Genomic DNA, 14,614 nt, shown 5'->3' on the forward strand with positions numbered 1-14,614 from the left:
GTGCTGCACGCTTTAAGCGGCGCGCGCCTCGTGTTTCTTCAACTTTTGCGTCCATGCGTCGGCAAAGCGCAATACATCCTGTTCCGTCGTTTCCAGCCCAAGCGACACGCGGATCGCGTGGCCCGCAACATCCTCAAATCCCATGGCCGTCAGCACCTTGCTGGCCTTGACCTTGCCACTTGAACAAGCGGATCCGGCTGAAATCGCAAAGCCCGCCAGATCCATCTGCATCACCTGCGTTTCCCCCTTCCATCCCGGAGTCGCAAAGCAGGTCGTGTTGGGAAGCCGGTGCGCTTCTTTCCCGATAAAAATAGTCGTATTTGAGGCAGCCTCAAGAGCACATTCTAGAATATTTCTAAGTTTCTCGATTTTCGCCCACGCACCTGCCTCAACGTCAGCCTGCGCCGCCGCCGCCGCTGCACCAAATCCGGCAATGCCCACGATGTTTTCGGTGCCCGACCGGCGGCCCATCTCCTGACCACCGCCGCGCAAGGCCGGGGTCACATCAAGGCCCCGGCGGATCACCAGCGCGCCAACGCCTTTGGGTCCGCCAAGCTTGTGCGCGGAAATCAACGCCATATCGATGCCGGATGCGTCGAAATCAACCGCAACCTTGCCCAGGGCCTGGGTCATGTCGCACACTGCGGTGCCCATAGGGACGTCTTGCATGACGCCCGTCTCTGAATTAGCCATTTGGAGCGCACTGGCAGCAGGCTCATCCAGCACAACAGTGCCGCGCCGATCCACGCTCAACCGATCCTCGACCCATGCGCCGACCGCATCATGCTCAACCGGGGCCGCGACCAGCTCACGCCCCGCACAGGCCAACGCGGCCGCCTCGGTCGCGCTGGAGACAAACACGATGTCCGCCTCCACCGCACCCATCGCACGGGCCACCTGCGCGCGCGCCGCCTCGACCAATGATTTCGCCGCGCGCCCTTCGGCATGCACAGAGGACGGATTGCCAATCACATCCATCGCCGCAACCATCGCCGCACGCGCCTCTACCCTCAACGGAGTGGTGGCATTGTGATCAAGATAAATGCGACTCACCTGATCCATCTTTCATCTTGCAAAGAAAACTCCGGGGGTTTGGGGGCTGGCCCCCATCCCGCACTACGCCTCATCCACCACCGCCATCAGGTTGGGCACCGCCGGACACGGCACAAGATCGTTGCCAATCACATCCGACAGACGGGTCTGGTGCAAAAACACATAGACATGCGCACTCAACCCCTCCCAAAGCCGATTGGTCAGCGATTGCGCCCGCGACCCGGACGCCGCCCCCGAGGCCCCGGCCCCCTTGTGCATGGCATCAACCTTTTCATCGACGGCCTCAAGAATGTCGGCGACACGAATGTCAGAGGCCGAGCGGGCCAGACGATAACCGCCCCCCGGCCCGCGCACCGATTGCACAAGATTGGCGCGGCGCAATTTCACGAACAACTGTTCAAGATAAGGCAGCGAAATATCCTGACGGCTCGAAATATCGCTGAGGCTGACCAGATGATCGCCCGGCTGCAAAGCGATGTCCGCCAACGCGACCATCGCATACCGCCCCTTTGTTGAAAGTTTCATCGCCTATCCACCCCCAATTGACGTCACAGCCTATTGGCCATACATCCGTTTTCACCGCAGGACCACGACCCTGCCCAGTAATTTAGAAACGTTCTAAGGTATCCGATCAATTTCGTCAAGAAATCGGACCCTCAAAAAACGCGCGAGGACAGACACGCATATGCCCGAGGTCATTTTTCCCGGACCCGAAGGCCGCCTCGAAGGCCGCTACCACCCTCAAAAAGAACGTGACGCGCCTATCGCGATTGTGTTGCACCCCCATCCCCAATTTGGCGGGACGATGAATCACAAGGTGGTGCATTCGCTGCATTACGCATTCTTCAACATGGGGTTCACGGTGTTGCGGTTTAACTTTCGCGGCGTGGGGCGCAGTCAGGGTGAATACGATCAGGGGATCGGCGAGTTGTCCGACGCCGCCTCCGCTCTCGATTATCTGCAATCCATGAACAACAACTCGAAACATTGCTGGGTCGCAGGCTTCAGCTTTGGCGCATGGATCGGGATGCAGCTTCTGATGCGCCGCCCCGAAATCACCGGGTTCATCAGCGTCTCACCCCCCGCCAACATGTACGACTTTTCGTTTCTGGCCCCCTGCCCCTCATCGGGCCTGATCATCAACGGCACAGCTGACCGCGTTGCACCGCCTGCCGACACCGAGGGCCTTGTGAACAAACTGCACGAGCAAAAGGGCATCACCATCACCCACACCCAGATTGAGGGGGCCGGGCACTTCTTCGAAGAACCACACATGGATACGCTGATCAGCCACACCACCGACTACGTCAAACGCCGCCTGACCGAGACATCCCGCTGATGGCCGATCCTGTTGTTGTCGAAATGGCGAACCGGCTGGCCGAGGAATGTCTGGCGGTGCAGGGCGAGGTCGGGGACGACCGCCTGTTCATGCAGGTCGGCGATGTGCTTGGCGCATCCTCCCAGACATTGGAAGAGGCGTTTCTGACAGCGGTGCGGACACGTATGGCCAATGACGCAGGCCGCCGCTTTCTGGCGCAAAAACTCAAAGCACATCAAGCCGCAGCCAAATCCGAGTGAGCAGGCTTGACCAGCAAATCGCCTTTCTGGATGAGGCGGACAAACTGAAATCGATCACCCGCGCCACGACCCTGGCTGATGCCAGCCGTGCGGAAAACAGCGCTGAACACTCCTGGCATCTGACGCTCTATGCGCTGGTTCTGGCGGATCAGGCGGGCCCTGACGTTGACATCAACCGCGTGATCAGGATGCTGATCCTGCACGATCTGGTAGAGATCGACGCCGGTGACCATCCGATCTTTGATGAGGTTGACGCAGCCGCCGTGGCCGCACAGGAACAGACCGCCGCCGACCGCATCTATGGTTTGTTGCCCGCGGATATCGGCACCGATCTGCGCGCGATCTGGGAAGAGTTCGAAGCCGCCCAGACCCCCACGGCCCAATTCGCCAAGGCACTGGACAGATTTCAACCGCCCATGCTGAACCTCGCTTCGGGCGGGGGCAGTTGGACAGACTATGACGTGACCGAGGCGATGATCGCCGAGCGCGTCGGCACCAAGATCGCACGGGGTGCACCGGCGCTGTGGACCTATGCGCGGCACAGGATCGCTGCATTCTTTGCCACGCGGGCATCATAGGAACGCCCTGCAAACAGGATGCGGACCGATAGGCATGCCCGACCATGGACACTCCGAAATTGCATTGGCATCGTCCGGACAGGTTCGAGACGCGGACCTTTGTCGGCGCATATGACCGTGCGATGGCAGAAAACAGCCGTTCGCGCGGACGTCACGAAAATCGACAAAGCCCGACTATACCGCCGCGCCCATACGGGTATGATGCGGCTCTGTAATGCGTCACAAAACCTCAGTATACAATCGCATACACGGCTTCCAATTCAGCCGCAGACGCGCTATGCGCTGCGCGAAACGCACATAACCCAAAGGACCCGCCCATGACCAAGATCAAGGTAGAAAACCCCATCGTCGAGATGGATGGCGATGAAATGACCCGCATCATCTGGGATTTCATCAAGAAAAAGCTGATCACACCCTACCTTGATCTGGACCTGCTCTACTACGATCTGGGCATCGAGGCGCGTGACGAGACGAACGACCAGATTACCATCGACTCCGCCGAAAAGACCAAAGAGGTCGGTGTCGCCGTCAAATGCGCGACCATCACGCCCGATGAGGCCCGCGTCGAGGAATTCGGCCTCAAGCAGATGTGGCGCAGCCCCAACGGCACCATCCGCAACATCCTGGGCGGCGTTGTCTTCCGCCAGCCGATCATCTGCTCGAACGTGCCGCGCCTTGTGCCCGGCTGGACCCAGCCCATCGTGATCGGCCGCCACGCCTTCGGGGATCAGTACCGCGCCACCGACATGAAATTCCCCGGCCCCGGCACGCTGACCATGAAGTTCGTCGGCGAAGACGGCACCGTGGACGAGCGCGAAGTGTTCAAGGCCCCCTCCTCGGGCGTCTACATGGGCATGTACAACCTTGATGACAGCATCCGCGACTTTGCGCGCGCCTCGCTCAACTATGGTCTGAACCTTGGCTGGCCGGTGTACCTGTCAACCAAGAACACGATCCTGAAACAGTATGACGGTCAGTTCATGCTGATCTTCCAGGAGATCTTTGAGACCGAGTTCGAGGCCAAGTTCAAAGAGGCGGGCATCACCTACGAACACCGCCTGATTGACGACATGGTGGCGGCCGCAATGAAATGGTCCGGCGGCTTCGTCTGGGCCTGTAAAAACTATGACGGGGATGTGCAGTCCGACACGGTTGCGCAGGGGTTCGGCTCGCTTGGCCTGATGACGTCGCAACTGATGACACCCGATGGGAAAATCGTCGAGGCCGAAGCGGCCCACGGCACCGTCACCCGCCACTACCGCCAGCACCAGAAGGGCGAGGAAACCTCGACCAACTCCATCGCGTCGATCTATGCGTGGACCGGTGGCCTCAAGCACCGCGCCAAACTCGATGACAACGCGCCCCTGATGAACTTTGCCGAAACGCTCGAAAAGGTCATCGTGGACACGGTCGAAAGCGGGCACATGACCAAGGACCTCGCACTGCTGGTTGGCCCCGATCAGAAATGGCTGACCACGATGGGTTTCCTTGAAAAGATCGACGAAAACCTGAATGCGGCACTGGCCGGGTAAACCGGTTCAAGTTTTTTTGCACCAAAGGGTCCGGTCACCGCCGGGCCCTTTTTTATGACCGGAAACCATATCATCAAGCAGCGCATCTGTCTGCTCGGTCATCACCGCGCGACAGCCGGCCCCGCACGCGACATGCTCGGAGGCTTCTTGGCCGGTGTCAGCCTGTGGGGCGCAAAACCTCTGACGTCGCATGCGAAAGGATCGAGGGGCAAGCGCAACGCATTGCGACGCGGCTTGATTTCACTCTGGTGCATCCGGAGATTTGCCCGATCCGGGGCTGAACACTGGGGGTGCACCATGCCGCTTCACTACGTCTATCTGATCCTTGCGGTGACGGCTGAAACCATCGGCACTACCGCGTTGCAGGCCAGCAATCAGTTCACGCGGTTCGGGCCAACCGTGGTTGTCGTCCTCGCCTACGGGGTGGCGTTTTACTTCCTTGGCATCGCGCTCAAGTACATCCCCGTCGGGATCGCCTATGCGCTGTGGTCCGGCCTTGGCATCGTGTTGATTGCGCTGATCGGCTTTGCCGTGTTTGGCCAAAGACTGGACGGGGCCGCGCTGTTGGGTCTTGGGCTGATCGTCGCGGGCATTGTGGTCATTCAGGTGTTCTCGGACACCGCGACACACTAGACCTTTCTTTCTGCGGCGCGGCACGCTATGGGCCGCACAACCGCCCGCTCCCTCGGGTTTCGAACGCACCAAAGAGGCCCGACATGGATCTGCGCAATATCGCCATCATCGCACACGTTGACCACGGCAAGACGACGCTTGTGGACGAGCTGCTGAAACAATCCGGCACCTACCGCGAAAATCAGGCCACGACCGAACGCGCCATGGACAGCAATGACCTTGAGCGCGAACGCGGGATCACCATCTTTGCCAAGCCCACATCCGTGGAGTGGAAAGGCACGCGCATCAACATCGTGGACACCCCCGGCCACGCCGATTTCGGCGGCGAGGTCGAGCGGATTCTGTCGATGGTCGACGGTGTGGTGCTGCTGGTGGATGCCGCTGAAGGGCCGATGCCGCAGACGAAATTCGTGACCTCCAAAGCGTTGAAACTGGGTTTGCGCCCCATCGTGGTGGTCAACAAGGTCGACAAACCCGATGGCGAACCTGACCGGGCACTGGACGAATGTTTTGACCTGTTTGCAAACCTTGACGCGACGGACGAGCAGTTGGATTTCCCTTCCATGTACGCTTCGGGCCGTGCCGGTTGGGCTGACCACGAACTGGACGGGCCGCGCAACGGCCTTGATGCATTGTTCGATCTGATCCTTGATCACGTCCCTGCCCCCGCGCAGCTTGCGGATGCGGACAAGCCGTTCACCATGCTTGCCACAACCCTTGGCGGTGATCCGTTTCTGGGCCGTTTGCTAACGGGCCGCGTTGAGTCCGGCACATTGAAAGCGGGCCAAACCATCAAGGCGATGTCGCGCGACGGCACGTTGATCGAAAACTTCCGCTGCACCAAAATCCTCGCCTTCCGTGGTCTGGACCAGACGGCCATTGACGTGGCCGAAGCAGGCGACATCGTGTCCATTGCGGGCATGACCAAGGCGACCGTGGCCGACACGCTGGCCGAGCAATCTGTCGCGGACGCGATCCCTGCCCAACCCATTGATCCGCCCACCATCACCGTCACTTTCGGCATCAACGACTCCCCCCTCGCAGGCCGGGACGGCAAAAAGGTCCAGTCGCGCGTGATCCGGGACCGCCTGATGAAAGAGGCGGAATCCAATGTCGCCATCAAGATCAGCGATACGCCTGGCGGTGACGCGTTCGAAGTGGCGGGACGCGGCGAATTGCAGATGGGTGTGCTGATCGAAAACATGCGCCGCGAGGGTTTTGAGCTGTCCATCTCGCGCCCACAGGTGCTGTTTCAAGAAATCGACGGCGTGCGCCACGAGCCCATCGAAGAAGCCACCATCGACGTCGACGACGAATATTCCGGCGCGGTGATCGAAAAGCTGACAGGCACCCGCAAAGGCGAATTGGTCGAGATGAAGCCCGCCGGGGCCGGCAAGACGCGCATCGTGGCCCACGTGCCGTCGCGCGGGCTGATCGGCTATCACGGTGAATTCCTGACCGACACGCGCGGCACGGGCGTACTGAACCGCGTCTTTCACGAATGGGCACCGCACAAAGGTGCCATTCCGGGCCGCCGCGCGGGTGTGCTGATCTCGATGGAAAACGGGCAGTCCGTCGCCTTTGCGCTCTGGAACCTCGAAGAGCGGGGCCGCATGTTCATCGGGGCGCAGGCCGACGTCTATACCGGCATGATCATCGGCGAGCACAGCCGGAACAACGATCTTGAGGTGAACCCGCTGAAGGGCAAGAAACTGACCAACGTGCGGGCGTCGGGTACGGACGAAGCGGTACGCCTGACGACGCCGATCACCATGTCGCTGGAAGAGGCGATTGCCTATATCGACGATGATGAGTTGGTGGAAGTGACACCGAACGCGATCCGGCTGCGCAAGCGGTTTCTGGATCCGCATGAACGCAAACGCATGGCGCGCGCTGGCTAAGGTCGGGTCTGGGGCGGTGCCCCAGACCCCGCGGTATTTTTGGTCAAAAGAAACCTATTCGGTCGTTTCCACGATCATCAGTTCGCGTTCTGATGCGCCTTTGGCATGGGCCAAGGCCGCTTGATAGGCGGCGGAGTGATAGCATTTTTCCGCCGTTTCGACATCGGGGAATTTCGCCACCACATTACGCGGGCGATCCTTGCCTTCAAGTTGCACATAGCGCCCGCCGCGCGCAATGAAGGTTCCGCCGTGATCGGCAATGGCGACGGTGGCCCCTGCGGCGTATTTTTTATACGCCTCTTCGTCGGTGACAGTGACATGTGCAATCCAGAGTGCTGGCATCCTATCCTCCCATGATGGCTTGTGCTGCGGTGATGGCAGCGGCGGCGTTGCTGGCATCCTTGGCACCACCCTGTGCCAGATCAGGTCGACCGCCCCCGCCTTTCCCGCCCAGTTCTGCGACGGCCGCCTTGACCAGATCAACCGCACTGAGGCTGTCCACCTTATCCTGGGTGACGCCTGCGGCGATGGCAACCTTGCCGTCTGTATCTGCGATCAACAACACAGCGCCACTGCCAATCCGTTGTTTATGTTCGTCAATCAAGGCAGGCAGGTCCTTGCCCGTGACGCCGCTCACCACCTGCGCGATGAAAGCTGTCCCGTTGATATCCTGCACCTCTGGTGCCGATTGACCACCGCCCGTCATCGCCAAATCGCGGCGCAATTGTGCGATCTCACCGGTGAGGGCCCTGCGCTCTTCCAACAGCAGCTTGAGACGCGCAGGCACGTCTTGAGCCGGGGCCTTCAACGCGGTCGCCGCCTGTGCAAGCAGTTGATCCTGTGCCCGCAGATGGTCCATTGCGGCCTGCCCGGTCAATGCCTCGATCCGGCGCACGCCGGCGCTTGATGCACTGTCACCAAGCGTCACAAACGCACCGATCTCACCGGTTTGCCGCACATGGGTCCCGCCGCACAACTCCAGCGAATAGGTGTCCCCACCTGCCCCCTTGCCGGAGTCTGCGTGTTTGCCCATCGACACGACCCGTACCTCGTCGCCGTATTTCTCGCCAAACAGCGCCTGAGCACCCAAAGCGCGCGCATCGTCCGGCGTCATAACCCGCGTCTCAACCGCACTGTTCTGCCGGATATAAGCGTTCACCTCCGCCTCGACCTGCTGCAACTCGTCCGAAGACAAGGCCTTGGTGTGGCTGAAATCGAAACGGAGCCGATCCGGCGCGTTCAGCGAGCCGCGCTGTGCCACATGTCCGCCCAACATCTGGCGCAGCGCCTCATGTAGCAAATGGGTTGCTGAGTGATTGGCCTGAATGGCCTCACGACGCGTGCGATCCACTTCAAGAACGGCGGCTTCCCCTTTGGAAAGACTCCCTTTTACCACCTCGGCAACATGGACGAAGACATCTGCTGTCTTACGCGTATCGACGACTCGCGCCTCGCCATTTTCGGTGCGGATGAGGCCCGTATCCCCGACCTGCCCACCGCTTTCAGCATAAAACGGGGTTTGGTTCAGTGCGATATGCACCGTCGTGCCTGCCTCGGCCGACATCGTCTGTACCCTGTCAACGACCAGCGCGGTGATCTGCGCCTCGGCTGTTTCAGTGTCGTAGCCGAGGAAATCCGTCGCCCCGTTGGCGTCCGCCACATCAAACCAAACCGCTGCATCCACGGCCTCACCCGACCCGGACCAGGCCGCGCGCGCCTTGGCCTTCTGTTCGGTCATGGCCGCGTCAAAGCCATCCGTGTCGACGCCGTGACCCTTTTCACGCAGGGCATCTTGGGTCAGGTCCAGCGGAAAACCATAGGTATCGTAGAGCTTGAACGCCGCGGCACCGGGCAGATCAGCGCCCTCACTTAGGCCACTGACCTCCTCATCGAGCAGCTTCAAACCACGCTCAAGGGTCTGTTTGAACCGGGTCTCTTCCGCCTCCAGAGTTTCGGCAATCATGGCCTGGGCCCGCCCAAGTTCGGGGTATGCGACCCCCATCTGACGGACCAGCGCAGGCACAAGTTGATGCATGACCGGATCTTTTGCACCCAACAAATGCGCATGTCGCATCGCACGGCGCATGATCCGACGCAGCACATAACCGCGCCCATCGTTCGAGGGCATCACCCCGTCCGCAATCAAAAACGAGGTCGAGCGCAAGTGGTCCGCGATGACACGATGATGCACATTTTGATCGCCATAGGGATCGACGCCCGTAGCCTGTGCGGAGGCCTCGATCAGCAACTTGAACAGATCGGTGTCATAGTTGTCATGGCTGCCCTGCAAAAGCGCGCCGATCCGTTCCAACCCCATGCCTGTATCGATCGACTGCATATCGAGATCGACCATCGAGCCGTCCTCGAACTGCTCGTTCTGCATGAAAACGATATTCCAGATTTCGATAAACCGGTCACCATCTTCTTCGGGGCTGCCCGGAGGACCGCCCCAGATGTGATCCCCATGGTCATAAAAAATCTCGGTACAGGGGCCGCACGGCCCGGTCGGACCCATTTGCCAAAAATTGTCCGAGGTGGCGATCCGAATGATACGTTCTTCGGGGACACCAAGTTTCTTCCAGATATCAAAGGCTTGGTCATCGGTATGGTACACCGTGACATAGAGCCGGTCCTTCGGAATACCAAACTCACCAGTGATCAGGTTCCACGCGAACGGGATCGCCTCTTCTTTGAAGTAGTCCCCAAAGCTGAAGTTGCCGAGCATCTCGAAAAACGTGTGATGGCGCGCTGTGTAACCGACATTGTCCAGATCATTGTGTTTGCCCCCCGCCCGCACGCATTTTTGCGCGCTTGTCGCGCGCGTGTAGTTCCGCTTTTCCAAGCCGGTAAACAGGTTCTTGAACTGCACCATACCCGAGTTCACGAACATCAATGTGGGGTCGTTACGCGGTACAAGCGGGCTGGACGGCACGACCGCATGCCCTTGTTTTTCAAAGTAATTCAGAAAGGTTGAGCGGATATCGTTGAGCGATTGCATGTCGTCTGCTCCGAAACGTCTTTGGGTTGTCCTGACATACCGCCGCCACCACCGACTGTCCACAAACGAAACAGGCTGCCACCGTCGTGACAGCCCGCTCCGGGTATTGTCCGTGTTCCGTCGAACACGTCAGGGATTTCTGGGCATCCCCTGACCCAACTGTTTATGCCTCGAGAATATCGTCGTCTTCGGCTTTCTCTCCGGGTGGCATGTCAAAATCGAGACCGTGTGCCGCGCGAATTTTGTCTTCGATTTCAATGGCCATATGGGTGTTTTCTTTCAGGAAAGCCTTCGCGTTTTCACGCCCCTGCCCGATCCGCTCATCCCCGTAGCTGAACCACGATCCTGATTTTTCGACAACGCCAGCTTTGACACCCAAATCCAGCAGTTCACCCATTTTCGAGATGCCCTCACCGTACATGATGTCAAATTCGACCTGCTTGAACGGCGGTGCTACCTTGTTTTTGACGACTTTCACGCGGGTTGCGTTGCCAACAACTTCGTCGCGATCCTTCAGCGCGCCGATCCGGCGAATATCAAGCCGAACAGACGAGTAGAACTTCAGCGCGTTGCCCCCGGTGGTGGTTTCAGGCGAGCCAAACATGACACCGATTTTCATCCGGATTTGGTTGATGAAAATAACCATACAATTTGAGCGGCTGATCGATCCGGTCAGTTTGCGCATGGCCTGGCTCATCAGACGCGCCTGAACGCCGACGCTGCTGTCGCCCATGTCGCCTTCGAGTTCTGATTTGGGCGTGAGCGCGGCCACCGAATCGACCACAACCATATTGACCGCACCAGAGCGCACGAGCGTGTCAGTAATTTCCAGCGCCTGCTCCCCGGTATCGGGCTGCGAAATCAGCAACTCGTCAATATCAACGCCCAGCTTTCTGGCGTATTGCGGGTCAAGCGCGTGTTCGGCATCCACAAAGGCGCAAACGCCGCCGGATTTCTGCTGCTCTGCGACGCAGTGGAGCGTCAATGTCGTCTTACCCGATGATTCCGGGCCATAAATCTCGATGATCCGCCCCATTGGCAATCCACCGATGCCAAGCGCGATGTCCAGGCCAAGGCTGCCTGTCGAGCTGGCCTTGATGTCCTGCACCGCACCTTCGGCCCCGAGTTTCATGATCGACCCTTTGCCAAACTGGCGTTCGATCTGGGCCAAAGCGCTGTCCAGCGCCTTTTGTTTGTCTGCTGATTTCTTGTCTGTCATTGTCAAAAGGTCTGCCGTTGCCATGGTTTTTTCCTTTGTGTCATACCCGCTTCAAACCGGCAATCGATACCGTGCCCTTGGCGATGTTCCCATTGTGTTCCTTATGAGATCAAAAGAAGAACATTTCAATTAAAATCTCTACATCTATCTTTTGCCTGAACATATTAAGGAGTAGTTTACAGGCCAAAGAGACATGAAAAATGATGATCGGACAGGCACATGTTGGTATTTTACAAGGCGAAGCTGGCGTTTCTGTCCGTGCCCAAGACCGGCACCACCGCTTATGAGACTGCGTTGCGCCCGCACGCGGATCTGGTCATTTCCGAACCCGCCATGCTGAAACATGCGCCCGTTTATCGATACAATCGGTTCGTGCGGCCAATGTTTTTAAGGGTTTGCGACGTCGAACTTGAGGTGATGGCCGTGATGCGCGAGCCGATCAGTTGGCTTGGCAGTTGGTGGCGGTATCGCCAACGCCCGTTTATGAAAGGCAAACCAAATGCGACACATGGGATAAGTTTCGACGATTTCGTCCTCGCTTATATGAAAGGACAAAAGCCCCCTTTCGCCGACGTCGGAAGCCAGTTCAGGTTTCTTGAAACACAACCTAACGGAACGGGCGTGACGCATTTGTTTCGGTATGAAGATCCTGATCGCCTCAAGTCATTTTTGACGGATCGGCTTGACGTCACATTCGAGTTGGCACGCGAGAACGTGTCGCCATCACTTCCTCAACAGCTGTCTCGGGATGTCGAACAACGCTTTCGCCGTAAATTTGCAGAAGATTTTGAGTTGTATGACAGCATTCCAACGGCCTGAGGGCTGTCAGTGAAGCTGTTTGTGAACTGTCTCGGCCAGATCATTCAATGAAAACGGTTTGGGCAGGAACACCGAATTTGGAATACTGTCTTGCTGATCGCTCAGCCTGTCTTCGGCATATCCCGAGACAAAGACGACCCGCACTTCGGGGCGCTCAACCAGCGCCTCTTTCACCCAACTTGGCCCATCTTTGCCCGGCATGACCACGTCCGTGACAAACAGATCCACGTTCAAACTCACATCTTCCAGAGTCTTCAGGGCGGCTTCGGCAGAGTCTGCCTCAAGCACCGTATAGCCTCGCAGCCGCAGCGCGCGACTGGCGAAGGCGCGCACCGGCGCTTCATCCTCAACCAACAAGATGACACCATCGCCGTGCTTCGGCTCAGAAGCGACAACCGGCTTGGCCACCTTCTTCGGCTTCTCCGCCGTCTGTTCGAGCACAGGGAACATGATTGAAAAACAGGTGCCTTCATCCAATTTGCTGTCGACGAAAATGAAGCCGCCGGTTTGCTTCACGATGCCATAGGCCGTGGACAACCCCAGACCCGTCCCCTCACCCGTGCGTTTTGTGGTATAAAATGGCTCAAACACTTTTTGAAGTTTGTCCGCCGGGATACCGACACCCGCATCTTTCACGCGCAGACATACATAATCGCCAACGGGCACACTCACGCGGTCACGTTCCAGCGGTTCGGTCAGGGTCATGCATTCGGTTTCAATCTCGATTACCCCGCCCTCGCGCATTGCGTCGCGCGCATTGACGACAAGGTTCATCAGCACCTGTTCCAATTGGCGTTTATCTGCACGAATCGGTTTGAGAACCGGATCATGTGTCAGGCTCAAGCTCACCTTTTCACCAACCAACCGGTTCAACAGATGTGTCAGATCAGACATCGTATCACGCAAATCCAGTTCTTCGGGGCGTAGCGTTTGCTTGCGCGAGAACGCAAGAAGCTGGCCGACCAATGCAGCGGCGCGATTGGCGTTCTGATTGATCTGAACCAGGTCGCTATAGTCGGAATCACCCTGATCGTGACGCAGCAACAGCAAGTCGCAGTGGCCCGAGATCGCCGTAAGCAAGTTATTGAAATCATGCGCCACCCCGCCAGCCAGCTGGCCAATGGCCTGCATCTTCTGGCTTTGCACGAATTGCGCCTCAAGGGTTTTCAATTCAGTCGCATCCGCGAGCACGCCGACAATAGACACTTCATCAAGGTCATTCATGCGGTTCAGCGCAACCTGAACAAACATCTCTTTGTCCGTCCGTTTCAGTCGCAGAAATTCCGATTGCTGAACCGCGCGACCTGATATCGTTTCACCGAGCCAGTCGGAAATCGGTCGCCCCAACCCTTCCATGATGGCCGAAATGTGCACTCCCTCGACAAGGTCGGCCCCAACAAGATCAGCCCCTTTGCGGTTGAAACTGCGCACTGTTCCATCCGGTGAAAACCGCACCAGCGGAACAGGCAAATCCTCAAAGGAAGACCATGCACCGGCATCTGCCTTGCCCCCCGACGGCGGCAGCAAATAGACCGCTGTGCGCCCGGCACCTGCATCAACGCGCGTCGCCAAGACCTCGACCGGCCCCTCGGCCGTTGCGATACCATTGGTTTGTCCATAGGCCACGGGCAACTTGTCAAATACCGCATCCAGCGATTTGACGCGCCCCCCGATCAAGGTGCGCGCAGGCTCGTTCATGTACAAAATCGCGCCCGTGCGCCCAATCATAATCATCGGCAAGCCCGGGCCATCTGCGCCGCGTCCCTGACCGGTGTCAGGCACCGCCTCAAGCCGCCACAACAGCTTGGAATCGCCCATGTCATGCACTGCCAACCGCATGTGACCCTTGCGCGTCACAATATCTTCGCGTGCGGATCCTGCATCTTTGGCCGCACCTTGAAGGCGGAACAATATCCCGCCAGGATTGGCAAACGTGTTGCGCAACGTGCCCGCAAGTGTCTCGCCACCGCGCGTGCCATACGCCTTGCGCGCCGCTGCATTGGCGCGCACAACTTCGCCGTCCTGATCACAGACAAAGCTGGGCGAGGCATCTTTTTCGATAAAGCCCGACACCGCCTCAATGGTCATATTGCGCCGCGCGGTCGCCTTGCGCGTCGCAAACATCACCGCGAGCCCCAAACCAAGCAGGCCCAAAGATGCCGTGGTCAGGCCCATCTGGATCATCCGCTCAGGGGCCAGCGCCGCCATCACCCCCAGCAACACCGCCGCCCCCAGCACACTGTAGGCATGTGTACTGCGCATCTGCGAAAACCGAGAGTTCGTGGCCGGAGAGAGCGCGCTGT

At 58.7% G+C, this 14,614-nt stretch carries 13 protein-coding genes; 7 read left to right on the forward strand and 6 right to left on the reverse strand.

All coding sequences use genetic code 11. The annotated features are described in order from the left end of the window. Positions 1-12: 12 nt before the first annotated feature. Both Q0859_RS04570 and Q0859_RS04575 read right to left on the reverse strand, forming a co-directional pair. Positions 13-1,053 carry a cysteine desulfurase family protein gene (locus Q0859_RS04570; protein ID WP_299148013.1) on the reverse strand — a complete coding sequence of 347 codons (1,041 nt, stop codon included), beginning with the start codon at positions 1,051-1,053 and terminating at the stop codon, positions 13-15. Between the two features lie 63 nt (positions 1,054-1,116). After that, positions 1,117-1,578 (reverse strand): Rrf2 family transcriptional regulator, encoded by a 462-nt coding sequence (locus Q0859_RS04575; RefSeq protein WP_299148015.1) that lies wholly within the window; start codon positions 1,576-1,578, stop codon positions 1,117-1,119. Positions 1,579-1,738: 160 nt separating this feature from the next. Between Q0859_RS04575 and Q0859_RS04580 the strand changes: the two genes are divergently transcribed. The 6 genes from Q0859_RS04580 (at position 1,739) to typA (ending at position 7,275) form a co-directional block, all read left to right on the forward strand. After that, positions 1,739-2,392 (forward strand): alpha/beta hydrolase, encoded by a 654-nt coding sequence (locus tag Q0859_RS04580; protein WP_299148017.1) that lies wholly within the window; start codon positions 1,739-1,741, stop codon positions 2,390-2,392. Further along, entirely contained in the window at positions 2,392-2,631 is a 240-nt protein-coding gene (locus tag Q0859_RS04585; protein WP_299148019.1) for a hypothetical protein, read from the forward strand. The genes Q0859_RS04580 and Q0859_RS04585 overlap by 1 nt, the downstream gene beginning before the upstream one ends. After that, positions 2,628-3,209 (forward strand): HD family hydrolase, encoded by a 582-nt coding sequence (locus Q0859_RS04590; protein ID WP_299148020.1) that lies wholly within the window; start codon positions 2,628-2,630, stop codon positions 3,207-3,209. The genes Q0859_RS04585 and Q0859_RS04590 overlap by 4 nt, the downstream gene beginning before the upstream one ends. 317 nt (positions 3,210-3,526) lie before the next feature. After that, positions 3,527-4,741: an NADP-dependent isocitrate dehydrogenase gene (locus tag Q0859_RS04595; protein ID WP_299148022.1), complete on the forward strand. Its 1,215-nt coding sequence runs from the start codon at positions 3,527-3,529 to the stop codon at positions 4,739-4,741. A gap of 297 nt (positions 4,742-5,038) precedes the next feature. Continuing rightward, positions 5,039-5,374, forward strand: coding sequence for an SMR family transporter (locus tag Q0859_RS04600; protein WP_299148024.1), 336 nt, complete (start codon positions 5,039-5,041; stop codon positions 5,372-5,374). 83 nt (positions 5,375-5,457) lie between these two features. After that, positions 5,458-7,275 (forward strand): translational GTPase TypA, encoded by a 1,818-nt coding sequence (typA, locus tag Q0859_RS04605; RefSeq protein WP_299148026.1) that lies wholly within the window; start codon positions 5,458-5,460, stop codon positions 7,273-7,275. Between the two features lie 54 nt (positions 7,276-7,329). Here typA and Q0859_RS04610 read toward each other — a convergent pair whose 3' ends face one another. The 3 genes from Q0859_RS04610 to recA all read right to left on the reverse strand — a co-directional run bounded on the left by Q0859_RS04610 (position 7,330) and on the right by recA (position 11,516). Next, the gene (locus tag Q0859_RS04610) at positions 7,330-7,617 is read right to left on the reverse strand and encodes a DUF1330 domain-containing protein (protein WP_299148028.1); all 288 of its coding nucleotides are present in this window, start codon (positions 7,615-7,617) and stop codon (positions 7,330-7,332) included. A gap of 1 nt (position 7,618) precedes the next feature. After that, complete coding sequence (gene alaS / locus Q0859_RS04615) at positions 7,619-10,273, reverse strand: alanine--tRNA ligase (RefSeq protein ID WP_299148030.1); 2,655 nt, start codon at positions 10,271-10,273, stop codon at positions 7,619-7,621. Positions 10,274-10,436: 163 nt separating this feature from the next. Beyond that, positions 10,437-11,516 carry a recombinase RecA gene (gene recA, locus Q0859_RS04620; protein ID WP_299148032.1) on the reverse strand — a complete coding sequence of 360 codons (1,080 nt, stop codon included), beginning with the start codon at positions 11,514-11,516 and terminating at the stop codon, positions 10,437-10,439. A 195-nt stretch (positions 11,517-11,711) separates the two neighbouring features. Here recA and Q0859_RS04625 point away from each other — a divergent pair, with 195 nt between their 5' ends. Beyond that, positions 11,712-12,311, forward strand: coding sequence for a gamma-glutamyl kinase (locus Q0859_RS04625; protein WP_299148034.1), 600 nt, complete (start codon positions 11,712-11,714; stop codon positions 12,309-12,311). Positions 12,312-12,317: 6 nt separating this feature from the next. Here the strand turns inward: Q0859_RS04625 and Q0859_RS04630 are convergent, their stop codons facing one another. Next, entirely contained in the window at positions 12,318-14,519 is a 2,202-nt protein-coding gene (locus Q0859_RS04630; protein WP_299148912.1) for an ATP-binding protein, read from the reverse strand. Positions 14,520-14,614 lie beyond the last annotated feature (95 nt).

The sequence above is a fragment of the uncultured Tateyamaria sp. genome (assembly GCF_947497045.1).
Taxonomy (GTDB): domain Bacteria; phylum Pseudomonadota; class Alphaproteobacteria; order Rhodobacterales; family Rhodobacteraceae; genus Tateyamaria.

Coding starts and splice junctions, on each gene's coding strand:
- Q0859_RS04575 (WP_299148015.1), bottom strand. CDS start 1,578: ATGAAACTTTCAACAAAGGGGCGGTATGCGATGGTCGCGTTGGCGGAC.
- Q0859_RS04580 (WP_299148017.1), top strand. CDS start 1,739: ATGCCCGAGGTCATTTTTCCCGGACCCGAAGGCCGCCTCGAAGGCCGC.
- Q0859_RS04585 (WP_299148019.1), top strand. CDS start 2,392: ATGGCCGATCCTGTTGTTGTCGAAATGGCGAACCGGCTGGCCGAGGAA.
- Q0859_RS04595 (WP_299148022.1), top strand. CDS start 3,527: ATGACCAAGATCAAGGTAGAAAACCCCATCGTCGAGATGGATGGCGAT.
- Q0859_RS04600 (WP_299148024.1), top strand. CDS start 5,039: ATGCCGCTTCACTACGTCTATCTGATCCTTGCGGTGACGGCTGAAACC.
- typA (WP_299148026.1), top strand. CDS start 5,458: ATGGATCTGCGCAATATCGCCATCATCGCACACGTTGACCACGGCAAG.
- Q0859_RS04610 (WP_299148028.1), bottom strand. CDS start 7,617: ATGCCAGCACTCTGGATTGCACATGTCACTGTCACCGACGAAGAGGCG.
- alaS (WP_299148030.1), bottom strand. CDS start 10,273: ATGCAATCGCTCAACGATATCCGCTCAACCTTTCTGAATTACTTTGAA.
- recA (WP_299148032.1), bottom strand. CDS start 11,516: ATGGCAACGGCAGACCTTTTGACAATGACAGACAAGAAATCAGCAGAC.
- Q0859_RS04625 (WP_299148034.1), top strand. CDS start 11,712: ATGTTGGTATTTTACAAGGCGAAGCTGGCGTTTCTGTCCGTGCCCAAG.
- Q0859_RS04630 (WP_299148912.1), bottom strand. CDS start 14,519: ATGGCGGCGCTGGCCCCTGAGCGGATGATCCAGATGGGCCTGACCACG.